At 66.7% G+C, this 23,191-nt stretch carries 25 protein-coding genes and 2 pseudogenes; 14 read left to right on the top strand and 13 right to left on the bottom strand.

Annotation, left to right across the window (positions count from 1 at the left end):
• Positions 1-63: 63 nt before the first annotated feature.
• The 6 genes and pseudogenes from WS75_RS07930 to WS75_RS07950 all read right to left on the bottom strand — a co-directional run bounded on the left by WS75_RS07930 (position 64) and on the right by WS75_RS07950 (position 4,389).
• Entirely contained in the window at positions 64-423 is a 360-nt protein-coding gene (locus tag WS75_RS07930; RefSeq protein ID WP_059680000.1) for a gamma-butyrobetaine hydroxylase-like domain-containing protein, read from the bottom strand.
• Positions 420-1,415, bottom strand: a complete 996-nt coding sequence (locus tag WS75_RS07935) for a HEAT repeat domain-containing protein (protein WP_059680140.1) — start codon at positions 1,413-1,415, stop codon at positions 420-422. Before WS75_RS07935 ends, WS75_RS07930 begins: the two co-directional genes overlap by 4 nt.
• Before the next feature lie 38 nt (positions 1,416-1,453).
• A pseudogene (locus WS75_RS33410) lies at positions 1,454-1,609 on the bottom strand (ABC transporter ATP-binding protein); the annotation flags it as partial.
• A 10-nt stretch (positions 1,610-1,619) separates the two neighbouring features.
• Positions 1,620-1,865 (bottom strand): 4Fe-4S dicluster domain-containing protein, encoded by a 246-nt coding sequence (locus WS75_RS07940; RefSeq protein WP_006755644.1) that lies wholly within the window; start codon positions 1,863-1,865, stop codon positions 1,620-1,622.
• A 17-nt stretch (positions 1,866-1,882) separates the two neighbouring features.
• Positions 1,883-3,622, bottom strand: a complete 1,740-nt coding sequence (locus WS75_RS07945) for a fumarate reductase/succinate dehydrogenase flavoprotein subunit (protein ID WP_059680001.1) — start codon at positions 3,620-3,622, stop codon at positions 1,883-1,885.
• Positions 3,619-4,389, bottom strand: coding sequence for a GntR family transcriptional regulator (locus WS75_RS07950; RefSeq protein ID WP_059680002.1), 771 nt, complete (start codon positions 4,387-4,389; stop codon positions 3,619-3,621). The genes WS75_RS07945 and WS75_RS07950 overlap by 4 nt, the downstream gene beginning before the upstream one ends.
• A gap of 100 nt (positions 4,390-4,489) precedes the next feature.
• Between WS75_RS07950 and WS75_RS31675 the strand changes: the two are divergent.
• The 12 genes and pseudogenes from WS75_RS31675 to WS75_RS08005 form a co-directional block, all read left to right on the top strand.
• Positions 4,490-4,678: pseudogene (locus WS75_RS31675) on the top strand (MFS transporter); the annotation flags it as partial.
• A gap of 284 nt (positions 4,679-4,962) precedes the next feature.
• Entirely contained in the window at positions 4,963-5,364 is a 402-nt protein-coding gene (locus WS75_RS07955; protein ID WP_044843744.1) for a DnaJ family domain-containing protein, read from the top strand.
• Positions 5,361-5,942 (top strand): tRNA adenosine(34) deaminase TadA, encoded by a 582-nt coding sequence (tadA, locus tag WS75_RS07960; RefSeq protein ID WP_059680003.1) that lies wholly within the window; start codon positions 5,361-5,363, stop codon positions 5,940-5,942. The genes WS75_RS07955 and tadA overlap by 4 nt, the downstream gene beginning before the upstream one ends.
• Positions 5,943-6,055: 113 nt before the next feature.
• On the top strand, positions 6,056-6,994 hold the full coding sequence (gene ldcA, locus WS75_RS07965) for a muramoyltetrapeptide carboxypeptidase (RefSeq protein WP_059680004.1): 939 nt from the start codon (positions 6,056-6,058) through the stop codon (positions 6,992-6,994).
• A gap of 307 nt (positions 6,995-7,301) precedes the next feature.
• Complete coding sequence (locus WS75_RS07970; RefSeq protein WP_059680005.1) at positions 7,302-8,006, top strand: GntR family transcriptional regulator; 705 nt, start codon at positions 7,302-7,304, stop codon at positions 8,004-8,006.
• A 149-nt stretch (positions 8,007-8,155) separates the two neighbouring features.
• Positions 8,156-9,640, top strand: a complete 1,485-nt coding sequence (locus tag WS75_RS07975; protein ID WP_059680006.1) for an NCS1 family nucleobase:cation symporter-1 — start codon at positions 8,156-8,158, stop codon at positions 9,638-9,640.
• Positions 9,641-9,650: 10 nt separating this feature from the next.
• Positions 9,651-10,481: an aspartate/glutamate racemase family protein gene (locus WS75_RS07980; RefSeq protein WP_059680007.1), complete on the top strand. Its 831-nt coding sequence runs from the start codon at positions 9,651-9,653 to the stop codon at positions 10,479-10,481.
• A gap of 150 nt (positions 10,482-10,631) precedes the next feature.
• Positions 10,632-11,585: an allantoinase PuuE gene (gene puuE, locus WS75_RS07985; RefSeq protein WP_059680008.1), complete on the top strand. Its 954-nt coding sequence runs from the start codon at positions 10,632-10,634 to the stop codon at positions 11,583-11,585.
• Positions 11,582-12,103 carry a 2-oxo-4-hydroxy-4-carboxy-5-ureidoimidazoline decarboxylase gene (uraD, locus tag WS75_RS07990; protein WP_059680009.1) on the top strand — a complete coding sequence of 174 codons (522 nt, stop codon included), beginning with the start codon at positions 11,582-11,584 and terminating at the stop codon, positions 12,101-12,103. The genes puuE and uraD overlap by 4 nt, the downstream gene beginning before the upstream one ends.
• 62 nt (positions 12,104-12,165) lie before the next feature.
• Positions 12,166-13,179, top strand: coding sequence for an allantoicase (gene alc / locus WS75_RS07995; RefSeq protein ID WP_059680010.1), 1,014 nt, complete (start codon positions 12,166-12,168; stop codon positions 13,177-13,179).
• Complete coding sequence (locus tag WS75_RS08000; protein WP_059680011.1) at positions 13,176-13,688, top strand: ureidoglycolate lyase; 513 nt, start codon at positions 13,176-13,178, stop codon at positions 13,686-13,688. The genes alc and WS75_RS08000 overlap by 4 nt, the downstream gene beginning before the upstream one ends.
• 175 nt (positions 13,689-13,863) lie before the next feature.
• On the top strand, positions 13,864-14,274 hold the full coding sequence (locus WS75_RS08005; RefSeq protein WP_059680012.1) for an ACT domain-containing protein: 411 nt from the start codon (positions 13,864-13,866) through the stop codon (positions 14,272-14,274).
• Between the two features lie 98 nt (positions 14,275-14,372).
• Here the strand turns inward: WS75_RS08005 and WS75_RS08010 are convergent, their stop codons facing one another.
• On the bottom strand, positions 14,373-15,566 hold the full coding sequence (locus tag WS75_RS08010; protein WP_059680013.1) for a urate hydroxylase PuuD: 1,194 nt from the start codon (positions 15,564-15,566) through the stop codon (positions 14,373-14,375).
• An 82-nt stretch (positions 15,567-15,648) separates the two neighbouring features.
• Positions 15,649-16,002: a hydroxyisourate hydrolase gene (gene uraH, locus WS75_RS08015; protein WP_011657188.1), complete on the bottom strand. Its 354-nt coding sequence runs from the start codon at positions 16,000-16,002 to the stop codon at positions 15,649-15,651.
• Positions 16,003-16,512: 510 nt separating this feature from the next.
• Here uraH and WS75_RS08020 point away from each other — a divergent pair.
• Positions 16,513-17,925, top strand: a complete 1,413-nt coding sequence (locus tag WS75_RS08020) for an 8-oxoguanine deaminase (protein ID WP_059680014.1) — start codon at positions 16,513-16,515, stop codon at positions 17,923-17,925.
• A 118-nt stretch (positions 17,926-18,043) separates the two neighbouring features.
• Here WS75_RS08020 and WS75_RS08025 read toward each other — a convergent pair whose 3' ends face one another.
• Both WS75_RS08025 and WS75_RS08030 read right to left on the bottom strand, forming a co-directional pair.
• Entirely contained in the window at positions 18,044-18,973 is a 930-nt protein-coding gene (locus tag WS75_RS08025) for a LysR substrate-binding domain-containing protein (protein ID WP_059599960.1), read from the bottom strand.
• 221 nt (positions 18,974-19,194) lie between these two features.
• Complete coding sequence (locus tag WS75_RS08030) at positions 19,195-19,404, bottom strand: dodecin (RefSeq protein WP_006755984.1); 210 nt, start codon at positions 19,402-19,404, stop codon at positions 19,195-19,197.
• 134 nt (positions 19,405-19,538) lie between these two features.
• Between WS75_RS08030 and WS75_RS08035 the strand changes: the two genes are divergently transcribed.
• On the top strand, positions 19,539-20,432 hold the full coding sequence (locus tag WS75_RS08035; protein ID WP_059680015.1) for an NAD(P)-dependent oxidoreductase: 894 nt from the start codon (positions 19,539-19,541) through the stop codon (positions 20,430-20,432).
• A 77-nt stretch (positions 20,433-20,509) separates the two neighbouring features.
• Here the strand turns inward: WS75_RS08035 and WS75_RS08040 are convergent, their stop codons facing one another.
• From WS75_RS08040 to WS75_RS08050, 3 genes are all read right to left on the bottom strand, one after another.
• Entirely contained in the window at positions 20,510-20,956 is a 447-nt protein-coding gene (locus WS75_RS08040) for a hypothetical protein (protein WP_027784713.1), read from the bottom strand.
• Positions 20,957-21,287: 331 nt separating this feature from the next.
• Complete coding sequence (gene mscL, locus WS75_RS08045; RefSeq protein ID WP_059680016.1) at positions 21,288-21,719, bottom strand: large conductance mechanosensitive channel protein MscL; 432 nt, start codon at positions 21,717-21,719, stop codon at positions 21,288-21,290.
• Between the two features lie 248 nt (positions 21,720-21,967).
• Entirely contained in the window at positions 21,968-23,143 is a 1,176-nt protein-coding gene (locus WS75_RS08050) for a tetratricopeptide repeat protein (RefSeq protein ID WP_059680017.1), read from the bottom strand.
• Positions 23,144-23,191: the final 48 nt, after the last annotated feature.

Below are 23,191 nucleotides of genomic sequence, written 5' to 3' on the forward strand. Positions count from 1 at the left end.
GTGTCTTCCTTGCCCTCTTGCCGCCCCGTGCACCGCTGCGCGAACGGCCGGACAGCGAGCGGATCAAGGCACCCGCGGTGCGCGGTGAATGGCTGGCCGCTGTGCCAGCACATCACGTGATGCGCTGCCCGCATCCGTCTCGTCTCTGCCAAGTTCCGCCAGATATGGCCACGGATAGATGCCGCGCGCGTGACCATCGCCGAACAGCAGGCGGATGCCGTACCCGGCCGGTTCCACGCCGTTCAGCGTCAGCTCGAGCGGCGCGTCGAATTGCCTGCCATCCAGCCGGATCTTCCGGCACGCGGCGCACGGACAATCGCTGCGCAAGCGCGCATAGCCGATATGCTGCGTGCTGCCGTCCGGCCAACACAGCGTCAACGCACGAGTCGCATGATCGAGACGAATCTCTGTTGGCGGCGTCATCGCGCATCTCCTCCAATCTGCGCGATGGCGATGCGCACGGCCTTGCGTACTTCGGGATCGCGATCCTCCAATGCCTCATGCAGCGCGGGCAGCGTCGCAGGATCGCGCAGTTCGCCGAGCGCGAGCGCCGCCTCCTTGCGCAGGTTGCTGATCGCATGCGACAGCAGCGCGGCGACGGCCGGCGCCGCGGCGGCGTCGCGCAATTGCCCGAGCGCGCGCACCGCGCGCAAGCGCACCTGCCAGTAATCGTCATCGAGCGCGGCGACGAGCGGCGCGCGTGCGACCGCGACACGCAGCTTGCCGAGCGTCGCGACCGCTTCCTCGCGTACCTGCCATTCGGCGTCGCGCAGCGCCGCAAGCAACGCGGTGACGACGGCCGTGTCGCCGGACGCCGCGAATCCGACCGCGCCGACCGCGATGCGCCGCACGTCCGCATGCGTGTCGGTCATGGCGATGCGTGCGAGCGGCGACAACGCATGCACGTCCTTGAGCCAGCCGAGCACGGCGGCGGCCTCGGCGCGCACGGCCGCCGCCGGCGCGTCGAGCGCGTGCAGCGCCGGCGTGAACGCGTCGGGGTCGCGCAGTTCGCGCAGCGCGCGCAGCGCGGCGCCGCGCACGAACGGCTCGGCGTGTTCGGCCCAGCGGCACAGCACGGCGCCGGACGCGACATCCTTCAGTTCGGACAGGCTGTGTGCCGCGGTCGCGCGCACGTCGTCGTCCGGATCGAGCAGCGCGTGACACAGCGTGTCGACGACGACGGGCTGCTCCCAGGCGGCGAGCACACGTGCCGCTTCGCCGCGCACGACGGCGGCCGGATCGTCGCGCAATGCCGCAACGAAGATCGACACGAGATCGGGATCCTCGAGATCGGCGAGTTCGAGCAGCGCGATGCGGCGCACGGATGCATCGGGTGCCGCAATACGTGCGACGAGCGCGGCATGGTCGGAGGCGTGCGCGCCATGCAGCGGGAAAGAAGGGGAGGAAGCGGTCATGGGCAAAATCAGGATCATTAACGAAGCGTGTGAGGCATGACGAACAGCGCGGTCGCACCGATCCGCGATTCGATGTCGAGTAGCAGCGTCTGCATCATTCGGCGCGTCTGTGCGTCGAGCACGCCGAACGATTCATCCGTCAGCAGGATGCGCGGCCGGAAGATCAGCACACCTGCGATCTCGACGCGCCGGCGGCCCGTCGGGTCAGCGCAGCAGGTACGGGATGTCGACCTTGACGGCGCCAGTCGGGCAGTCGCGTTCGCACGGCATGCAGTACCAGCATTCGTCGAACTGCATGTAGGCCTTGCCTTTGGTCACGTCGATGGCGAGCAGGTCGAGCGGGCACACGTCGACGCAGACGGTGCAGCCCTTGTCGGCGATGCAGCGGTCCTCGTCGATCGTCACGGGCGCGCTGCTGCGCAGGAAGATGTCGTGCGGGGTATGGGGCACGGTAAGGCTCCTCGGAGTCAGAGGGCGGCCGCGAGGGCGGCCGGTTCGCGGATGCGCAGGTGCGCGTAGGCGCTGCGTTCGTCGTCGGCAAGCGGCACGACGTAGGGCTCGACCGGCCGCTTCTCGCTGCGCATCGTGCCGTCGGCATCTTTGCGCAACCATGTGTGGCAGAACCATTCAGCGTCGTTGCGATGCGGAAAATCGACGCGATGGTGGTATAGCCCCCAGCGGCTCTCGGTACGGAACAGCGACGCACGCGCAGCCATTTCGGCGCAGTCGCGAATCGCGCGCACTTCGGCGGCGCGCATCAGTTCATGCGGATGGACCGCCTTGAGTTCTTCGATATCCTCAATAATGTCGTCAAAGCGTTGCAGTCCGATTTCCATCTTGCGCGTCACCTTCGGCGGTTGCAGGTAATCGTTCACCATGCGGCGCAGCTTGTATTCGACCTGCGCCGGCGCGAGGCCACGCTCGCGTGTGAGGGGCGCGAGCACGCGGGTGCGTTCGGCCGCGACCTGTTCGTCGTCCACCGGCGCGTGATCGCGGCCAGCCACGTAGTCGGCCGCGTTCTGCCCGGCGAACCAGCCGTAGGTGAACGCGCCGAGCATGTAGTTGTGCGGGACGGCCGCCATGTCGCCGGCCGCGTAGAGCCCGGCAACGGTCGTTTCCGCGCGGGCGTTCACGTATACGCCGGACGCGCTATGGCCGCTGCAGAAGCCGATCTCGGAGATGTGCATCTCGACCATCTGGCGCCGGTAGTCGGTGCCGCGCCCTGCGTGGAAGCGACCGCGGCTCGGCCGCTCGTTCGTGTGCAGGATCTGCTCGATGGTCTGGATCGTTTCCTCGGCGAGGTGGTCGAGCTTCAGGAACACCGGGCCGTTGCCGCCTTGCAGTTCCTGGTAGAACTCCCACATCATCTGGCCGCTCCAGTAGTCGCACTCGATGAAGCGTTCGCCCTTGCCGTTCGCGGTGAAACCGCCGAGCGGGCCCGTCACGTACGCGCACGCCGGGCCGTTGTAATCCTTGATCAGCGGATTGATCTGGAAGCATTCGAGGTTCGCGAGCGCCGCGCCGGCGTGGTACGCCATCGCGTAGCCGTCGCCCGCGTTGGTCGGGTTTTCGTACGTGCCCATCAGGTATCCGGATGCCGGCAGCCCGAGACGGCCGGCCGCGCCGCAGCACAGGATCACGGCCTTTGCGCGGATCACGTGGAAATCGGCCGTGCGGCAGTCGAAGCCGAGCACGCCGCTCGCGCGGCCGTGCGCGTCGGTCAGCACGCGCGTCGCGACGATCCGGTTCGTGATTGCGATGCGCGCACGCTTCAGCTGCCGGTACAGTACCTTCTTGATGTCGTGACCTTCCGGCATCGGCAGCACGTACGAACCCATGTGGTGGACCTTCTTCACCGCGTAGTCGCCGGTGCCGTCCTTTTCGAACTTCACGCCCCAGCGGTCGAGCTGCTCGATCGTCGCGAAGCTGTGCGTTGCGTATGCGTAGACGGCTTGCTGGTCGACGATCCCGTCATTGGCGATCGTGATTTCGCGCGTGTACTGCTCGGGCGTCGCGTGGCCGGGAATCACCGCGTTGTTCAGGCCGTCCATCCCCATCGAGATCGCGCCGCTGCGCTTCACGTTGGCCTTCTCCAGCAGTAGCACGCGCAGCGACGGGTCGCGCTCCTTCGCCTTGATCGCCGCCATCGGACCGGCCGTGCCGCCGCCGACCACGACGATGTCGTATTCGAGTACATGGGTGTTCATTGCGGGTTCCTTAAGGGTTGGGGCGTCTTCTGCCGGTCGATGCGCAGCCGGTACTGGAACGCGTCGCCGCGGAAGTACAGGTGTTCGTAGTCGATCGGCGCGCCGGACGCGTCGTGCGTCAGGCGCTCGATCCGCAGCACGGGGCTGCTTTCCTCGACGCGCAGGGCATCGACGATTTCATCGTCGGCGAGGATCGCGTCGATCGACACGTCGGCGTGGCCGAGCGGCACGCCGCAGTCGTTTTCGAGAATCAGGAAGATGTCGCGGGTTGCGAGATCGGCGCCCGCGAGCCGCTTGCCGAGGGCCTCGGGCACCCACGTCTGCTCGAGCGACACGGGCTCGCGGTTCAGCAGCCGCACGCGGTGGATCTCCACGAGCGGCGCGCCTTCCGGCACGTTCAGCTTCGCTGCGAGATGGCGGTCGGCCTTCACGGTGCGAAAGCTGCGCAACTGGTTGACGATTTCGTAGCCCATTGACGACATCGCCTCGGCGAAGCCCTGCAGCGACGTCACGTTCTGGAACGCCTTCGGCTTCGACACGAACGTGCCCTTGCCGTGCAGCCTGAACAGCAGGCCTTCCTTCTGCAGGTCGCCGAGCGCCTGGCGCACCGTGATGCGGCTCACGTCGAACATCGCGCAGAGTTCGTGCTCGGACGGCATCCTGCTGTGCGGCGCATAAGTGCCGTCGAGGATACGCGTGCGCAGCGTGTCCTTGATCTGCACGTAGAGCGGGGCCGCCGACAGCGGCACGACATTGGAGCGGGTCATCGGTCAACTTGTCATGACAAGAGGATTCGAGTGTAGTGGCCGCGCTCGCGCGCCCAAACCAACCATTTCTGATTTCAACTTTCCGATTCCGGAAAAGCGGGGCGGCTGCGCGATGGCCGGCAGCCTTGGGATGGCGGCGGGGCCGGTCGCGGGCGGCCTGATCGTCGATGCGCTGGGCAGCTACGGTTGGCTGTACCTCGGGTCGTTCGCGATCGGCATCGGCGCGTTTCTCGTCGCGATGATGTTCCGCCCGTTTCCGAAAGCTCTGTCGCAAGTGGTCACCGCATGATCCGGCAGTCGCGAAACGGCGATTCCGGCGGGACGGCGAACGCCGATCGACCCGGAAGAAAATAAAAAACAGGGCCGGACATCGCCCGCGCAAACAGAGCGAAATCGGCGTGAAATCGGCGCGGAGCCTGCTGCGGCGCAGCACAGCGGCAAGTCGTGGCGATCGGCGCCCATGCGCGCCGATTCGGCCCTTAAAAAACACAATATCGAGCATACCTTCGAAGGGCCTGTCATACGCACGTCACCCTGCTAGAATTCGGCTGCCGCATTTGTTCCGATTGACTGATGAGATTGCTTGACGCACTGGTCGAACAACGCATTGCCGCCGCTGCCGCGCGGGGCGAGTTCGACGATTTGCCGGGTACCGGCGCGCCGCAGGCGCTGGATGACGACCTGCTCGTACCCGAGGAGGTGCGGGTGGCCAACCGTATCCTGAAGAATGCGGGCTTCGTGCCGCCGGCCGTCGAGCAACTGCGCGCGCTGCGCAATCTGCAGGACGAACTGCAGGCGGTCAGCGATCGCGCCGCGCGCTGCCGGCTGCAGGCGAAGATCCTCGCCCTCGACATGGCGCTCGAATCGCTGCGCGGCGGTCCGATGGTGATGCCGCGCGATTATTGCCGGCGCATCGCGGAACGTCTGTGCGAGCGCGGGCTCGACGACGCGCCCGCCGAAGCGGGGCCGATGTGAGCGCCGACGCGCTGCACGACGCGGCAGCCGGGTCGGTTGCTGCTTCCGATTCTCCCGTTCCCGAAGCCACACCCGTGTCGGCGCGCGACCTGCATTTCATGCGGCTCGCGCAGGCCGCCGCCGAAGAGGCGCGCGCGGCCGGCGAAGTGCCGGTCGGCGCGGTGCTCGTGCGCGGCGATGAGGTGATCGCACGCGGCTTCAACCATCCGATCGGCGGGCACGATCCGTCGGCCCATGCGGAAATGGCCGCGCTGCGCATGGCCGCGCAGCATCTGCAGAATTACCGGATGCCCGGCTGCGAACTGTACGTGACGCTCGAGCCGTGCCTGATGTGCGCGGGCGCGATCATGCACGCACGCATCGCGCGAGTCGTCTACGGCGCCGCCGATCCGAAGACGGGCGCGTGCGGCAGCGTGATCGACGCGTTCGCGAATCCGCAACTCAACCACCATACCGACGTAACCGGTGGCGTGCTCGCCGACGAGTGCGGGGCCGCGCTGAAGTCGTTCTTCGCGGAGCGCCGTCGAGCGCTGCGCGAAGCACGGCTCGCACGCGACGCCGAATCCGGCGCGCCGTAACCCCCTGCCGCGCCGGTCGCCCGTCGTCGGGAGCGGGGCGGGCAGCACGGTTCCGTGAACCGGAGACGGTTCGGACCCTCTAAGCAGGTTTGACGACCTCGATACCTTTCGCCATGTCCCTCCAGCCCGCTGCGTCCTACACCATCCGCCTGCTGGCGCCGTCCGGCTATCCGCACGACCCCGATGCGATCAACCGCGCGCTCGAGCGCCTGAGCGGCTCGCAACATCGCATCGAGAACATCGAGGCGACGCAGCGCCGCTTCCAGCGCTTCGGCGGCACCGACGGCGAGCGGGCCGGCGACCTGAACCGCCTCGCGGATCCGGAGCGCGCGCTGCCGGACATCGCGCTCGCGGTGCGCGGCGGCTACGGCGCCGCACGCATCCTGCACGGGCTCGACTATCGCGGGCTCGAGCGCCGGCTGCGCGACCAGCCGATCGCGCTCGTCGGCCACAGCGACTTCACCGCGATCCAGCTCGCGCTGTACGCGAAGGCGCGCATCAAGTCTTTCGGCGGCCCGATGCTGTCGGCCGACTTCGGCGCGGAAACGACGAGCGACTTCACGATGCAGCACTTCTGGCAGACGCTGACGCAGCCGAGCACGACGATCATCGCCGAGGCGCCGCAGGTGCAGAACGTGAACGTGACGGGCACGCTGTGGGGCGGCAACCTGGCGATCCTCACCTCGCTCATCGGCACGCCGTACATGCCCGACATCGAGGGCGGCATCCTGTTCGTCGAGGATGTCAACGAACAGCCGTTCCGGATCGAGCGGATGATCTATCAACTGCATCTGTCAGGGCTGCTCGCGCGCCAGCAGGCGCTCGTGCTCGGCCAGTTCACCGGCGCGCGACCGTTCGAGTACGACAACGGCTACGACATGCAGGCGATGATCGACCAGGTGCGTGAGGTGGTCGGCATTCCGGTCGTCACCGGTCTGCAGTTCGGCCACGTGCCCGACCTGCTGACGCTGCCGTTCGGCGCGCAGGCGCAACTGGTCGCGAATGCGCACGGGTTCCGGCTCACGTTGTCGGACTATCCGCACCTCGGCTGACGCGGACGTGGTCGATGGAAAGGCGGGCTTCCCGCCTTTTTCTTTATGTAAGCGCGCAACTAACGGTCAATAATCGCGGCGAACGTCGACAGCATCGTCGCCGGTTTTTGCACCAAAATTGTCAACAAAATAACCCGAAGGGTATACGACAAGAACGGCCTCAGTCATGGCACCCAGGCCTGGTGTGCATGGATTTTGCGCACCCCGCACCGATTGAGGTCGCGCCCATGCACGCCGATTGTGCGAAATTCCGGAAAAGAATTGTTGACAATTTTTATGTCCATCCTAGGATGAGGACCATCACGCGATGCAGAACATGACCGATTCCGATACCCATCCGTCCGGCGCCGCCGGTCCCGAAGCGATCGCCGAGCGGATCCGCACGGCGATCCTCGAGCATCGGCTCGCGCCCGGCGCGAAGCTGACGGAGGCGCAGCTCTGCGACGTGTTCGGCGTGAAGCGCGGAACGATCCGGCAGGCGCTCTCGCAGCTCGCGGCCGACAAGCTGGTCGATCTCGAGCCGAACCGCGGTGCGTTCGTCGCGAGTCCGACACTGCAGGACGTGCACGAGGTGTTCGAGATGCGCAGGATCATCGAGCTGGCCGTCGTCGAGCGGCTCGCGACGGGGCCGGGGGCGAAGCGGCTCAAGGGCGTCGCCGCGCTGATCGACAAGGAACGCAAGGCGTTCGAGCGGCAAGACTTCGCGGCGTGGATCCGCCTGTCGGGCGAATTCCACACGGCGCTCGCGGCGCTGACGGGCAATGCGACGCTCTGCGAGTGCCTCGACGGGCTCGTCGCACGCTCGACGTTGATGTCGGCGCTGTACGAATCGCACGGGCGCAGCCCGTGCTCGTGCGACGACCATGACGAGATACTGACCGCGCTGGAAGCGGGCGATTCGAAGCGGGCGGTGACGCTGATGGCGCACCACCTGCAGCATGTCGAACTGAAGATGCTGGACCGGCCCGCGCAAGGGCAGGTCGATTTGCGCGAAGTGTTCGGCGGCGCCTGAGCGGCGACGCGAATCCGGCCGCGCGCCACACGACGAGAGCAATGCAGGCCGGCGGTTCGCGCCGCCGGCCGCCAGTCCGACTCCGGGCAACGATCCGGAGCGATATCGATGACGATGGAGCGGCTGTTCGGCCGCGTCAAGGAGAAGTCATGGCTCAGTTCAGTGTGGCGCACGACAGTGCGTATCCGGCGGAAGAAGGCGGCGAGGGCGGCGGCCCCGCGTTGCCGGACGGTTACAGTCAACGTTTGTACAACGAAGATTTGGCACCCCTTAAGAATCAGACGTGGGGCGCTTACAACATCTTCGCATTCTGGATGTCGGACGTGCACAGCGTTGGCGGCTACGTGTTCGCGGGCAGCCTCTTCGCGCTCGGGTTGACGAGCTGGCAGGTGCTGATCGCGCTGATCGTCGGCATCACGATCGTGAACCGGCTGTGCAACCTGATCGCGCGGCCGAGCCAGCAGATCGGCGTACCGTATCCGGTCGCGTGCCGCGCGACGTTCGGCGTGCTCGGCGCGAACGTGCCGGCCGTGATCCGCGGGCTGATCGCGATCGCGTGGTATGGCATCCAGACCTATCTCGCGTCCAGCGCGCTCGTGATCGTGGTGCTGAAGTTCTTTCCGCAATGGCTGCCGTACGCGGACGTCCATCGCTACGGCTTCCTTGGGCTGTCGGCGGTCGGCTGGGCCGGCTTCATGCTGCTGTGGGTGCTGCAGGCGCTCGTGTTCTGGAACGGGATGGAGACGATCAAGAAGTTCATCGACTTCGCGGGCCCGGCCGTCTACGTCGTGATGTTCATCCTGGCCGGCTACATGGTATGGCGCGCGGGATGGCGCAACATCGGCATCAACCTCGGCGGCGTGAAGTATCACGGCGCGGAAGTGATCCCGGTGATGATCACGGCCGTGTCGCTCGTCGTGTCGTACTTCTCCGGGCCGATGCTCAATTTCGGCGACTTCTCGCGCTACTGCCGCTCGTTCGGCGACGTGAAGCGCGGCAACTTCTGGGGACTGCCGGTCAACTTCCTCGCGTTCTCACTCGTCACCGTGATCACCACCGCCGCGACGCTTCCGGTGTTCGGTGAACTCATCACCGATCCCGTCGAGACGGTCGGCCGCATCGACCATCCGACCGCCGTGATCCTCGGCGCGCTGACCTTCACGATCGCGACGATCGGCATCAACATCGTCGCGAACTTCGTGTCGCCCGCGTTCGACTTCTCGAACGTCGCGCCGCGGCTGATCAGCTGGCGCGCGGGCGGGATGCTCGCGGCCGTCGCGTCGATCTTCATCACGCCGTGGAACCTGTTCAACAATCCGGCCGTGATCCACTACACGCTCGACGTGCTCGGCGCGTTCATCGGTCCGCTGTACGGCGTGCTGATTGCCGACTTTTACCTCGTCAAGCGCGGCCGGCTCGTGCGCGACGACCTGTACACGATGTCGGAGCGCGGCACCTACTGGTACACGGGTGGCGTGAACCGCCGCGCGCTCGCGGCGCTGCTGCCGGCCGCGGTGATCGCCGTCATCTGCGTGATGGTGCCGGGCTGGCAGGCCGCTGCGAACTTCTCATGGTTCATCGGCGCGGGGCTCGGCTTCGTGTTCTACCGGCTGCTCGTGAGCACGAAGGCCTGAGGAGCGCGCGATGAAGATCAAGCTGATCAATCCGAACACGACGCAGCGGATGACCGATGCGATGGGCCGCTGCGCGCGTGAAATCGCGGCGGCAGGCACCGAGATCGTCGCGGTGAGCCCGCCCATGGGGCCGCCGTCGATCGAAGGCTATTACGACGAGGCGCTCGCGACGCCCGGGCTTCTGGCCGAGATCGCGCAGGGCGAACGCGATGGCTGCGACGCGTACGTGATCGCGTGTTTCGGCGACCCTGGCCTGTATGCGGCGCGCGAACTCGCGCGCGGGCCGGTGATCGGGATCGCCGAGGCGGCAATGCATGCGGCGAGCGTGCTCGCGCCGGGCTTCTCGGTCGTCACGACCCTCGCGCGCACCTGCGGGATGGCGTGGCATCTCGCCGAGCGCTACGGGATGAAGCGGTTCTGCCGCAATGTGCGGGCGACCGACGTCGCGGTGCTCGAGCTCGACCGGCCCGGTTCGGCCGCGCGGCGGATCATCGTCGACGAATGCCGGCGCGCGCTCGACGAGGACGGCGCCGACGCGATCATCCTCGGCTGCGCCGGGATGGCCGAATTTGCGCACGAGATCGAGCAGCAGATCGGCGCGCCGGTCGTTGAGGGCGTCACGGCGGCCGTCAAGTGGGCCGAGGCGCTCGTCGCGCTGCGCCTCGCGACCGCGAAGCGCGGCGACTATGCGCGGCCGCTGCCGAAGCGCTACGACGGCGAATTCGCGCGTTTCAGCCCGCCGGAGGACGCGCCCGCGCCGGCCGCCGCCACGGCGCGAAGCGGGAGCGCCGCGTCGGAACCGGTCCCGAATTTGCCGCAACCGCACATACACGCCGTCTGACATGCACTATCTGCGCCGCTGTATGGGCGCGTATGAACGTTTTCGCTACACTGGGCCGTCATCGCATCGGCCCGTGCGGCCGGCCTCCGGCACCCGCGCGGTTCGATGCGAACCTATTACTTCAGCAAGCTTTCGCCGCACTTCGAACCCATGTCACTCGATCCCAACTATCCTCGCGACCTGATCGGCTACGGCCGCCATCCCGTGCAGGCGAACTGGCCCGGGCGTGCCCGCGTCGCCGTGCAATTCGTCCTGAACTACGAGGAGGGGGGCGAGAACTGCGTGCTGCACGGCGATCCGGGTTCCGAGCAGTTCCTGTCCGAAATCGTCGGCGCGGCCGCGTATCCGGACCGCCACATGAGCATGGAATCGATCTACGAATACGGTTCGCGTGCCGGCGTGTGGCGCATCCTGCGCGAATTCGAGAAGCGCGGGCTGCCGCTGACGGTGTTCGGCGTGGGCATGGCGATCGAGCGTCATCCGGAACTCGCGCGCGCATTCGTCGAGCTCGGCCACGAGATCGCGTGTCATGGCTGGCGCTGGATCCACTACCAGAGCATGTCGCCCGAGCTCGAGGCCGAGCACATGCGCCTCGGGATGGAAGCGATCGAGCGCGTGACGGGTGAGCGCCCGCTCGGCTGGTACACCGGCCGCGACAGCCCGAACACGCACCGTCTCGTCGCGGAATACGGCGGCTTCCTGTACGACTCCGACAACTACGGCGACGACCTGCCGTTCTGGATGGACGTCGAGGTGTCGGGCGGCACGAAGTTGCCGCAACTGATCGTGCCGTACACGCTCGACACGAACGACATGCGCTTCGCGACGCCGCAGGGCTTCAACACCGGCGACCACTTCTTCGACTACCTGCGCGACGCATTCGACGTGCTGTACGCGGAGGGCGACGAAGCGCCGAAGATGCTGTCGATCGGCATGCACTGCCGACTGCTCGGCCGGCCGGGACGTTTCCGCGGGCTGCAGCGTTTCCTGGATCACATCGAGAAGCACGATCGCGTATGGGTGACGCGCCGTGTCGATATCGCGCGTCATTGGCGTGAACATCATCCGTATCAGCCCAATCATCGAAACGAAGGGAAAGCATGAAGGCGATGCGTTACACGTTGGAGCAACTGAACACGATGGCGCCGAGCGCATTCGTCGCGGCGCTGTCGGGGATCTTCGAACATTCGCCGTGGGTGGCCGAGGTCGCCGCGGGCGAGCGGCCGTTCGCGAGCATCGACGCGCTGCACGAGACGATGTCGAACGCGGTGGAGACAAGCGGCGAAGCGCGCCAGCTCGCGCTGATCAATGCTCACCCGGAGTTGGCCGGCAAGGCCGCCGTGCGCGGCGAGCTGACGGCCGAGTCGACGCGCGAGCAGAGCGGCGCGGGTCTCGACCAGTGCACGCAGGAAGAGTTCGACAAGCTGCTGACGCTGAACCGCACGTATCGCGAGAAGTTCGGCTTCCCGTTCATCCTCGCGGTGCGCGGCTACGACCGGCACGGCATCATCGCGAACTTCGAGTCGCGCGTGAATCATTCGCGCGCCGAGGAACTGCGCGCGAGCCTCGACCAGATCTACCGGATCGCGCGCTTTCGCCTCGACGACCTGGTCGACGCCTGACACCTCACGACGGCCTGCTGCGTCGCGGCGGCCCGATCGCATCACTGAAACAAGGAAACATCATGGCTGTTCCGCTTCTCGATCCCGACGCCCCCGACTTCACGCGGCGCTACGTGAACCTCGCCGACCCGCGCCTCGGTGCGCAGGCGCTCGAGGCCAGCGACGACTTCTTCGCGCCCAAGGACCGGATGCTGAACCCCGAGCCGGCGGTGTTCATCCCCGGCAAGTACGACGACCACGGCAAGTGGATGGACGGCTGGGAGACTCGCCGCAAGCGCACGACGGGCTATGACTGGTGCATCGTCAAGCTCGCGCGGCCGGGCGTGATCAAGGGCTTCGACATCGACACGAGCCACTTCACCGGCAACTTCCCGCCGGCCGCGTCGATCGAGGCGGCATACGTGGCCGAGGGCGCCCCGACGCATGCGACGGAATGGGTCGAGATCGTGCCGTCGACGACGCTGCAGGGCAACAGCCATCACTATGTCGAAGCGAGCGACGCGCGTGCGTTCACGCACCTGCGCGTGAACATCTATCCGGACGGCGGCATCGCGCGCCTGCGCGTGTATGGCCAGCCGCAGCTCGACTGGGCCGGCGCGAGCGCGACCGAGCAGTTCGACCTCGCGGCGATGGAAAACGGCGGCTACGTGGTAGCTGCGAACAACCAGCATTTCGGCGTCGCATCGAACCTGCTGCTGCCGGGCCGCGGCGTGAACATGGGTGACGGCTGGGAAACCCGCCGCCGTCGCGAGCCGGGCAACGACTGGGCGATCATCGCGCTCGCGCAGCCGGGCGTGATCCGCAAGATCGAAGTCGATACCGCGTTCTTCAAGGGCAACTACCCGGACCGCTGCTCGATCCAGGCCGCGTACGTGTCGGGCGGCACCGACAGCTCGCTGATCACGCAGTCGATGTTCTGGCCGGTGCTGCTCGGCGAACAGAAGCTGCAGATGGACAAGCAGCATTACTTCGAGCACGAGATCGCATCGCTGGGCCCCGTGACCCACGTGCGCCTGAACATCATTCCGGACGGCGGTGTGTCGCGCCTGCGTCTGTGGGGGACGCTCGACAAATGAAGACACTCGCAATCGAACCGCTGACCAAGGACGCGTTCGCGCCGTTCGGCGATGTGATCGAAACGGAAGGCGCGAAGCAGATTCCGATCAACCTCGGCACGACGATCCGCTTTCACGATCTCGCGAAGGTCGACGTGACCGACGAAGACGGCCGCACGCTCATCAACCTGTTCCGCGGCCAGCCCCGCACGTTGCCGTTCGAGGTGAAGATGCTCGAGCGCCATCCGCTCGGCAGCCAGGCGTTCGTGCCGCTGAACGACCAGCCGTATCTCGTCGTCGTCGCGCCGGCGGCCGATCTCGATCCGTCGAAGATCCGCGCGTTCGTGACGAGCGGGTGGCAGGGCGTGAACTATGCGAAGGGCGTGTGGCATCACCCGCTGATCGCGCTCGGCGGCGTCAGCGACTTCATCGTCGTCGATCGCGGCGGCGATGGATTGAACCTGAACGAGCAGGACCTGCCGGAATCGCTGTGGCTCACTGAAGACGCACTGGATGCACTGACGGCCTGAGCAGCATTTCGCCAGTACCGTTTCATCGAAGAGACCCGCGCGACCTGCGCGGGTTTTTTTATGGTCTCGGCGCACGCATCACGGCATGACGCCGCCGCTACGTCGAAGACGTCGATCGCGTGCTATCGTGCCCGCATCGCCACCGCACGGCGCCCGGTTCCCGGGCCGTACCACGATGAACCAGCCTGAAAACGACCTCGCGATCCTGTTGCGCACGATGCAGCCGGAACTGCATCGCGGCGCGTTCGCTTTCGTCGCACTGCCGGCCGATGCCGACATATCGTTATCCGAAGCGATTGCGACGTTCCGTGAAACGGAAGGCATGACGGTTGTCGTCGACGAGGCTACGGCCGCACGTCGCGGCTGGCCCGTGCTGTTCCGCGCCGCGTGGATCACGCTGACGGTGCATTCGGACCTCGCGGCGGTCGGCCTGACGGCCGCGTTCGCGAGCGCCCTCGGCGCGGCAGGCATCAGCTGCAACGTGATGGCCGCTGCGTATCACGATCACATCTTCGTTCCGTTCGACGACGGCCCGCGCGCGCTCGATGCGCTCGTCGCGCTGCAGCGCGACGCGATGCGGGGCTAGCGGGGGACACGTTCCGGACGGGCAAAAAAAACGGGCCCGTTTCCGGGCCCGCGAACGGAGAGGATTGCGCCGGCAATCGACGGCCGGCGCACGGCGGCTTACTTGACCGCGCCACCCTCGAACCATGCGGCGAGCTTCACGCGCTCGTCGTCGGTCATGTGCGTGACGTTGCCGATCGGCATCGCCTTCAGGCGCACGGCCTGTTCGTAGATGCGTTGCGCGTTCTTCGACACTTCGTCCGGCGTGTCGAACATCACGCCGGCGGGCGCGCTGCCCATCAGCGTCGGCTTCGCCGAGTGGCACTCGACGCAGCGCTGCTGCAGGATCGGCATGATGTCGTTGATCACGATCTTCGGTGCGTTGGCCGCTTGCGCTTCCGGCGCGACCGGCTTCGGCATCGTCCACACCAGTGCGCCCGACAGCAGCGCGACACCGCCGATCGGCAGGTACCACAGCTGTTTGCCGCGGTGACGCATCACGAAGAACTGACGGATCAGCGCGCCGGCCAGCATGATCAGCACGAGCACGACCCAGTTGAACTTGTTCGTGTACGTCATCGCATAGTGGTTCGACAGCATCGCAAACACGACCGGCAGCGTGAAATACGTGTTGTGCACCGAACGCTGCTTGCCGCGCTTGCCGTAGATCGGGTTCGGTTCTTCGCCCTTGAGCATCTTGTCGACCATCTTGCGCTGGCCCGGGATGATCACGAAGAACACGTTCGCCGACATGATCGTCGCGAGCATCGCGCCGACGATCAGGTACGCCGCACGGCCCGAGAAGATGTGGCACGCGAGGTACGCGGCGGCGACGACATAGACGCCGACGCAGATGCCCAGCACGCGATCGTTGGTGCCGAGGATTCGGCACAGCGAGTCGTAGACGATCCAACCGGCCGCGAGGAAGCCGAGGGCGGATGCGACGGCGACCACCGGGCCCATGTCGAGCACGCTCTTGTCGATCAGGTACGTGTTCGGTGCGAGCAGGTACAGCACGAAGAACAGCGAGAAGCCCGACAGCCAGGTCGTGTACGACGGCCACTTCGACCAGTGCAGGTCATCCGGCATTTCCGGCGGGGCGACCGTGTACTTCTGCATGTTGTAGAAACCACCACCGTGGACGTGCCACAGTTCGCCGAACACGCCGCGCTTGCGCTGGTTCGCGTCGGTCGGCGGTTTCAGGCTGTTGTCGAGCGCGACGAAATAGAAGGACTCGCCGATCCACGCAATGGCGACGATGACGTGCAGCCATCGCAGCGCGAGGTTCAGCCAGTCGGTGATGAAGCCTTCCATGAAACTCCTCCAGACTCAGATCGTTGTCTTTGATGCGGGCGCCGATGCGTCGGGCGCCGGTGCGTCGGGCGCCGATGCGCTGTCAGCTGCCGCGATAGGTGCTGTACGACCACGGCGACACGAGCAGCGGCACGTGGTAGTGCGATGCGGTGTCGGCGATGCCGAAGCGCAGGACGACGCGGTCGACGAAGCGGGGTTCGGGCACCTTCACGCCGAGCGACGCGAAGTAGTCGCCAGCATGGAACACGAGTTCGTATTCGCCGGCGGCGAGCGCGGCACCTTCGAGCAGGGGTTCGTCGCAGCGGCCGTCGCTATTGGTCAGCACGGTCTTGATTGCGCGGCGCGATTCGCCGTCCAGCGCGTAGAGGTCCACCTTGATGGCAGCGCCGGGGCGACCGTGTGCCGTATCGAGTACGTGGGTAGTGAGCTTTCCCATTCGCAATTGTCCTTGTGTGAGTGCGATGTTCGGCGGCGACTCGATCCATTGACTGTGCGGCGGATCGAGGCTCCACGTCACGTGGCTACATACCCGTCGGCGAGATTGAAGCGAGCGCCGTGCAGGCATTGTAAAAAGGTTCCCCGCGCAAATACGGGCGCGATATCAAAGATAATGCGCCGCGCATGAGCGGCTGTCGACGGCACGCCGGATACGGCTTCCGGCGGCCGTTTCGGGCGCTTGGCCGAGCGTTGCGCGGCGTACCATATCGAATCCGTGAAACGCGGTATTCGGGATCCCGCATTGTGTGCGGCGCGCGCTTGGGCGATCCTCCCGCCGTGCGCGTCGGCCTGTGGCCCGCGCGTACCCCGAAGACGGCGAGCACGCCGGGTAACCGGGCCAGGGCGTTCGAACGGACGCAGGCACCGGAGCGTGCCGCGATTGAGCGTTCGAACGGCTGTGTGATCGTCCCCAGGGTCCGCCCCGGGGGCAGAACGACGCGGAGAACGCATGAACCTCGAGCAGCACGCCGGCGCACGCGCGCCGAACTCTTCCTCATCCCGCCCGAAAACCTTGCTGGTCAAGCACGCCGACGTGCTCGTGACCATGGACGACACGCGCCGCGAGCTGCGCGACGCGGGGCTCTATATCGAAGACAACCGGATCGTCGCGGTCGGCCCGAGCGCCGAGTTGCCCGAGACCGCGGACGAAGTGCTCGACCTGCGCGGCCACCTCGTGATCCCGGGGCTCGTGAACACGCATCACCACATGTACCAGAGCCTCACACGCGCGGTGCCGGCCGCGCAGAACGCCGAACTGTTCGGCTGGCTGACGAACCTGTACCGGATCTGGGCGCACCTGACGCCCGAGATGATCGAGGTGTCGACGCTGACCGCGATGGCCGAGCTGCTGCAGTCGGGCTGTACGACGTCGAGCGACCATCTGTACATCTATCCGAACGGCAGCCGGCTCGACGACAGCATCGGCGCCGCGCAGCGAATCGGCATGCGCTTTCATGCGAGCCGCGGCGCGATGAGCGTCGGCCAGCGCGATGGCGGCCTGCCGCCCGATTCGGTCGTCGAGCGCGAGCCCGACATCCTGCGCGACGCGCAGCGCCTGATCGAGACCTATCACGACGAAGGCCGCTACGCGATGCTGCGGGTGGTGGTCGCGCCGTGCTCGCCGTTCTCGGTGAGCCGCGGCCTGATGCGCGACGCGGCCGTGCTGGCGCGCGACTACGGCGTGTCGCTGCACACGCACCTGGCCGAGAACGTCAACGACATCGCGTACAGCCGCGAGAAGTTCGGGATGACGCCCGCCGAATACGCGGAAGATCTCGGCTGGGTCGGCCACGACGTATGGCACGCGCACTGCGTGCAGCTCGACGATGCGGGCATCGGCCTGTTCGCGCGCACCGGCACCGGCGTCGCGCACTGCCCATGTTCGAACATGCGGCTCGCGTCGGGCATCGCGCCCGTGAAGAAGATGCGTCTCGCGGGTGTGCCGGTCGGGCTCGGCGTCGACGGTTCCGCGTCGAACGACGGCGCGCAGATGGTTGCGGAAGTGCGGCAGGCGCTGCTGCTGCAGCGGGTCGGTTTCGGGCCCGACGCGATGACCGCGCGCGAGGCGCTCGAGATCGCGACGCTGGGCGGTGCGAAGGTGCTGAACCGTGACGACATCGGCGCGTTGAAGCCCGGCATGGCCGCGGACTTCGCCGCGTTCGACCTGCGCCAGCCGCTGTTCGCGGGCGCGCTGCACGATCCGGTCGCGGCGCTCGTGTTCTGCGCGCCGTCGCAGACGGCGTACACGGTGGTGAACGGGAAGGTGGTGGTGCGGGAAGGGCGGCTTGCGACGCTCGACCTGCCGCCGGTCATCGAGCGTCACAACGCGCTGGCGCAAGCACTCGTGGAGGCGTCGCGCTGACGCATCGACGTGAAGGTCGCGCTGCGGATCGGGCGCGTGGCCGCGGCCGTGGCCGCCCCGGCCACGATCGCACGGGGCCGCACCGCGACGGCATGGCCGCCGCGCGCGCCGTGCGCGATTACGTCTCGATCAGCGTGCGGGTTGCTTCGGCGACGAGGCTGCGCAGCCAGCGCACTTCGTCGGAGTAGTGGCAGCGTTCGTGCCACAGCTGGTAGTACTGCATCGGCGGGAAGTCGAGCGGCGCCGGCACGACCGACAGCGGCAGGAACTTCGCGTAGTGATCGGCGAACAGGCGCGTCGTCGTGAAGATCAGGTCGGACTTCACCAGCACGTACGGTGCGAGGTTGAAGTACGGCAGCGTGACGACCACGTGACGCTTGAGCCGTTCGCGCGCGAGATGTACGTCGATCGCGCCGCGCTGGCCGACCGAGTACGGCGTCGGCGCGAGATGCGGCGCGTTCAGGTACTGGTCGAGCGTGAGTCCGCCGCGCTTCGCGAACGGATGCGTGTTGCTCATCAGGCAGACGATTTCGTCGACGAACAGGTTCGACAGGTGCAGCTGCTCGGGCGGCTCGGGCCAGTTGCCGACGACGATGTCGAGCTTGCCGTCTTCCAGCGCGAGCTCGTAGTCGAACGCGGGGCCGAGCGAGTGGAACTCGAGCGTCGCGTTCGGCGCCGCCTGGCGGAAGCGTTCGACGACGGTCGGCACGAACAGCACGTTCAGGTAGTCGGGGCAGCCGATCCGGTAGCAGCGGATCGACGTGGCCGGGTCGAAATTGTGCTGCTGGAACTTGATGCGCTCGATTTCGCGCAGTGCGTTCTGCACCGGCTCGAGCAGGCGCAATCCATATTCGGTCGGGACCATGCCGGACTTGCCGCGCACGAGCAGCGGGTCGCCTGTGATGTCGCGCAGGCGCCGCAGTGCGGCGCTGATCGCCGGTTGCGATTGGTTCAGTTTGACGGCCGCGCGCGTGACGCTGCGCTCCATCAACAAGGTGTGCAAGACGCGCAAGAGGTACGTGTCGATCGCCTCGCGTTGCTGACTCATGATTTCTCCGGTTTATATGTCTGGGCTGATCGAGAGGTGAGGTGGGTATATGGTTTTTAATATGAACGAAAGTCAGCGTCAAGAGATGGATACCCGCAGACGCGCGCCGGCCGGGCCTCGCGAAGGGGGCCGAACGGGGCGTGATGCGGGTGGGCGCGGCGCCGCGCGGATGCGCATTGCACGCATCCGGTGGCCAGGGCACCGCGCGTGACGCGCGTACGTCAGTCGTCGATACGCATGCCGACTTTCAGCGTGACCTGCCAGTGGATGACCTGGTCGCCTTCGATGTGGCCGCGCGTTTCGGTGACCTGGAACCAGTGCAGGTTGTGCAGCGTCTTGCCGGCTTTCGAGATCGCGTTGCGGATGGCGTCGTCGCACGATTGCCGCGACGAACCGGTCAGTTCAATCAGCTTGTAGACGTGGTCGCTCATGATGCGCTCCCTGGGATGTCGGTGTGTGCGGCCGCGCAAGCGGCGGGCCCGAGGCGGCACCGCGCGTGTCCGGCTTCTTGAGTGATAGGTATGATGGGCGGCAAGTGCAACCCCAATTGGAGACGAGGAACATCGTGGAAGTCGGATTTTGCGGACCGGGATTGATGGGCGCGCCGATGATTCGGCATTTGCTGGCGGCGGGCCATCGGGTCAGCGTATGGAACCGGACGCGCGCCAAGGCCGAGGCGCTCGAAAAGGACGGTGCCCAAGTGGTCGACACGCCGCGCGAGCTGGCCGAGCGCGTCGATACGGTGTTCGTGTGCGTGCTCGACGGCCGTGCGGTCGGCGACGTCGCGTTCGGCGAGCACGGGCTCCTCGCCGGCGATGCGAATGCGCGCCGCCTGAAGCGCATCGTCGATCATTCGAGCATTCCGCCTGCCGCGACGCGCGACTACGCGGCGCGCGCGGCCGCGCTCGGCGTCGGCTGGATCGACGCGCCGGTATCGGGCGGCGTGCCCGGCGCGCAGGCCGGCACGCTGGCGGTGATGGCGGGCGGCGGCGCGATCGACCTCGACGCGGTGCGGCCGCTGATCGACACCTACGCGTCGCGCATCACGCACATGGGCGACGCGGGCGCGGGCCAGACCGCGAAACTCTGCAACCAGGCGATCGTCACCGCGACGGTGACCGCGATCGCGGAAGCGGTCGGCCTCGCACAGGCGAGCGGCATCGACGCCGCGCGTCTGTCCGACGCACTGGCGGGCGGGTGGGCCGATTCGGTGCTGCTGCAGACCTTCGTGCCGCGCATGACGTCAGGCGGCCATCCGCCGATCGGCGCGCTGAGTACGTTCCAGAAGGACGTCGACGCGATCGCCGACGCCGCGCGCGACACCGGCGCGGTGATGCCCGTATCGGCCACGGTGCAGCAGGTGCTCCGGCTGGGCGCCGCGCAGGGGCTCGCCGGTGCCGATTTCGCCGCGTTCATCGACATCGTCCGGCCCGGCAACGGGCGCGCGACGGCGCAGTGATCGCGCCGCGACAGTGAAGCGGGAAGCCTGAATGGCCGATGGGCCGCCCGGAGGCGGCCCATCGAGTCGGTGTCGGTTCAGCCGAGGGAGCGCGGTGTCGTGTCGCCGGCGTTCTGTCGTCCGAGGCCGCCGCGCAGGCTCGCCTTCGTGCCTGCACCAAATTCGGGCAGGATGCGCGCGCGGGCGCGGCTCGCGAACACGAGGAAGCCGAAACCGTTCGCCTCGTACCAGTACCCGCCGTTCTCGAGGCCGTCGAGCGGTTGTTCGAGTGCGTTGGCGATCGATTCGATGCAGCGCTTGCGCAGTTCGGCGATGGCCGGATAAGGCGGCTGAGCGCCGCGCACGCTGCACAGGAGCACGTCGAGGCCGGGCAGCACATGCGCATACAGGACGGGTTCGTCCTGCGCACGGGCGCGGGCAATCTTGGTGTCGAGCTGCGCAAACGGTTTCGAGTGGCGCAATACCGCGAGGAACGACTCCTGGCCGTCCTGTTGCGCACGTCGACGTTTTTTCGGGAAGGACATAAACACTCGCCTCAAAAACAATTGCAAGAAATGCGGCACTTTCATGCGACCCACTCCCGGCTATGTACGCCGCATGTCGATCCTTTATAGCACACGAAAATGCTGCACTCGTGCGGTACGACGATCAATGTCTCCCGTCGACCCGCTTGCCACGATGATCGACACAGCCAGCGTCTTGGCGCCCGTACTGTCGTTTAGTCTCCATCATAGACCTGCTTTTCCCGCGCGTGCATTCGCGCGTCACAAAAAAGTGAGATGGGCCACGCGCGGCGCGTGCCCATGAAAAAGGCCCGCACTTGGCGGGCCCGGCGGATGCTACGTGGCGCGGTGCTCAGCGTTGCTTGAGCGAATCGCGGATCTCGCGCAGCAGCACGGTGTCTTCCGGCGTCGCGGCCGGCGCGGCTGCTTCCGGCTTGCGCAGCTTGTTGATGAATTTCACCATCAGGAAAATGATGAATGCGAGGATCACGAAATTGATCGCCACGGTGATGAACGAGCCGTAGCCGAATGCGGCGACGCCCGCAGCCTGCAGGTCCTTGAACGAATCGGGATTACCCTTGAACGACGGAGGGATGGTGCCGAGCAGAACGAACTTGTTCGAGAAATCCAGACCGCCCGTCAGCACGCCGATGACCGGCATGATGAGGTCTTTCACGACCGAGTCGACGATCTTCGAGAATGCGCCACCGATGATCACGCCGACGGCGAGATCCATCACATTGCCTTTGACGGCGAACTCCTTGAATTCCTTGATTATGCTCATGAGCGGCTTTCTCCTGGTTGGGCGAGGGGAGGCGTGCCGCGACGCGCAGGGCTGCGAAGCGTCTGGCGGGTCGGAGGGGATCGGAGGCACGCCGATGGCCGCATGATAGCGAACGTGCCCCATTGCCGGTAGCCCATCTTGAAATGATTAACAAATCACGGACGGTACCGGTGCGAGCGGAAATGAAAGGAAGCGCGGTGTGAGGGGGCGGGCGCGGCGCGATGCGTCGACGCCCGCGTGTGCACGGCTCAGGTGTTGTCGTCGGTCCAGCCGTCGTCGTTGCTGCCGAGATCGACGTTGCCTCCGCCGTTGCCGTCGCTCCAGTTAGAGTTGTCGCCGCGGCCGAGGTCGAAGCCCGGATCGTTTGTCTCCTGGCGCCGGCGCTGGTCGTCGACGATCACGTCGCGTTCGACCACGCGTTCGCGGCCGCCGGACATCGCCTCGCCGAGCAGCACGCCCGTCAGCAGCCCGCCCATTCCACTGCCGAAGCCACCGCCTTGCTGGACCACGACGGGCGGCTGCTGTTGCGGATACGGCTGCTGCGGGTACGGTTGCTGCGGATAGGGCTGGCCTTGCATGCCGGTCACGCGATCGGCTTCCTGCGCATACACGGAGCCGCTGCCGTTCGCGGGCGCCGCGGGTTGCGCGCTCGGATCGGGGCGGCCTTCGACGCGCGCCTTCACGCTCGCATGTCGCTGTTCGAGTTCGTCGATGCGATACGGCGGCACCGGGTTCTTGCCGTTCGACAGCGCCTCGACGAGCGTGCGTGCATCGGTCTCGATGCCTTCGAGTTCGCCGGTGAGTGCGGCGGCGCCCGGCGCCGTCGACAGCTTCGCGTCGAGTTTCAGCGGACGGATGTCGTTCAGCACGTCGGTCGCGCGTTTCAACTGCGTGCGGCGTTCGTCGTCGGCGCGGCTGTTATCGGCGGAGCGTGCGCGCCGCAACGTCCAGCGCAGCACCAGCGCGATGATCGCGACGATCAGCCCGAGGCCGATCCACATGCCGGTCGACGGACCGTGTTTCGCGACCGGCGCGGCGGGGGCGAGCGATGACTGCAACGAACCGGCCTGGGTGGCCGACGGTGCGTTGTCGCTTGCGCGCGCGGCGTCCGCGCGAATGCGCGATTCGGTCTGCGCGAAACGCGACGCATCGGTGAAGCGCAGTTGCGGATCGAGCGACTTCGCCCGCTGCAGCTGCGCGAGCGCGTCGGACGCGCGGCCTTCGCGGTCCAGCACCTGTGCGTACAGGTAGCGCGCATGCGCGTTGTTCGGATGGGCGTCGATGACTTGCGACAGCTGCGTGTCGGCTTGCTGCCAGTTGCGCTGCGCGATCGATTGCTCGACCTGCTGCAGCGACGGGACCGCAAACGCGGCGGACGACAGCAGCATCAGCGAGAGGCCGAGAGCGGCGAGAGATTTCTTCATGGTCGAACCGGGCGCGAGCGCCCGTCTCCTGACGATCGGTGCGCGCCG

It is taken from the genome of Burkholderia sp. FL-7-2-10-S1-D7 (assembly GCF_001524185.1).
Classification (GTDB): Bacteria; Pseudomonadota; Gammaproteobacteria; order Burkholderiales; family Burkholderiaceae; genus Burkholderia; species Burkholderia diffusa.

Excerpts from the sequence above, each read along its gene's own strand:
- WS75_RS07950 (WP_059680002.1), bottom strand. The coding sequence starts at position 4,389 with ATGACCCGCTCCAATGTCGTGCCGCTGTCGGCGGCCCCGCTCTACGTG.
- WS75_RS07975 (WP_059680006.1), top strand. The coding sequence starts at position 8,156 with ATGGCTCAGTTCAGTGTGGCGCACGACAGTGCGTATCCGGCGGAAGAA.
- WS75_RS08010 (WP_059680013.1), bottom strand. The coding sequence starts at position 15,566 with ATGGAAGGCTTCATCACCGACTGGCTGAACCTCGCGCTGCGATGGCTG.
- ldcA (WP_059680004.1), top strand. The coding sequence starts at position 6,056 with ATGTCCCTCCAGCCCGCTGCGTCCTACACCATCCGCCTGCTGGCGCCG.
- uraD (WP_059680009.1), top strand. The coding sequence starts at position 11,582 with ATGAAGGCGATGCGTTACACGTTGGAGCAACTGAACACGATGGCGCCG.
- WS75_RS08005 (WP_059680012.1), top strand. The coding sequence starts at position 13,864 with ATGAACCAGCCTGAAAACGACCTCGCGATCCTGTTGCGCACGATGCAG.
- WS75_RS08020 (WP_059680014.1), top strand. The coding sequence starts at position 16,513 with ATGAACCTCGAGCAGCACGCCGGCGCACGCGCGCCGAACTCTTCCTCA.
- WS75_RS07945 (WP_059680001.1), bottom strand. The coding sequence starts at position 3,622 with ATGAACACCCATGTACTCGAATACGACATCGTCGTGGTCGGCGGCGGC.
- uraH (WP_011657188.1), bottom strand. The coding sequence starts at position 16,002 with ATGGGAAAGCTCACTACCCACGTACTCGATACGGCACACGGTCGCCCC.
- WS75_RS07935 (WP_059680140.1), bottom strand. The coding sequence starts at position 1,415 with ATGACCGCTTCCTCCCCTTCTTTCCCGCTGCATGGCGCGCACGCCTCC.
- WS75_RS08030 (WP_006755984.1), bottom strand. The coding sequence starts at position 19,404 with ATGAGCGACCACGTCTACAAGCTGATTGAACTGACCGGTTCGTCGCGG.
- puuE (WP_059680008.1), top strand. The coding sequence starts at position 10,632 with ATGTCACTCGATCCCAACTATCCTCGCGACCTGATCGGCTACGGCCGC.
- WS75_RS07980 (WP_059680007.1), top strand. The coding sequence starts at position 9,651 with ATGAAGATCAAGCTGATCAATCCGAACACGACGCAGCGGATGACCGAT.
- WS75_RS08050 (WP_059680017.1), bottom strand. The coding sequence starts at position 23,143 with ATGAAGAAATCTCTCGCCGCTCTCGGCCTCTCGCTGATGCTGCTGTCG.
- WS75_RS08000 (WP_059680011.1), top strand. The coding sequence starts at position 13,176 with ATGAAGACACTCGCAATCGAACCGCTGACCAAGGACGCGTTCGCGCCG.
- mscL (WP_059680016.1), bottom strand. The coding sequence starts at position 21,719 with ATGAGCATAATCAAGGAATTCAAGGAGTTCGCCGTCAAAGGCAATGTG.
- WS75_RS07930 (WP_059680000.1), bottom strand. The coding sequence starts at position 423 with ATGACGCCGCCAACAGAGATTCGTCTCGATCATGCGACTCGTGCGTTG.
- alc (WP_059680010.1), top strand. The coding sequence starts at position 12,166 with ATGGCTGTTCCGCTTCTCGATCCCGACGCCCCCGACTTCACGCGGCGC.
- WS75_RS07955 (WP_044843744.1), top strand. The coding sequence starts at position 4,963 with ATGAGATTGCTTGACGCACTGGTCGAACAACGCATTGCCGCCGCTGCC.
- WS75_RS07970 (WP_059680005.1), top strand. The coding sequence starts at position 7,302 with ATGCAGAACATGACCGATTCCGATACCCATCCGTCCGGCGCCGCCGGT.
- WS75_RS08025 (WP_059599960.1), bottom strand. The coding sequence starts at position 18,973 with ATGAGTCAGCAACGCGAGGCGATCGACACGTACCTCTTGCGCGTCTTG.
- WS75_RS08040 (WP_027784713.1), bottom strand. The coding sequence starts at position 20,956 with ATGTCCTTCCCGAAAAAACGTCGACGTGCGCAACAGGACGGCCAGGAG.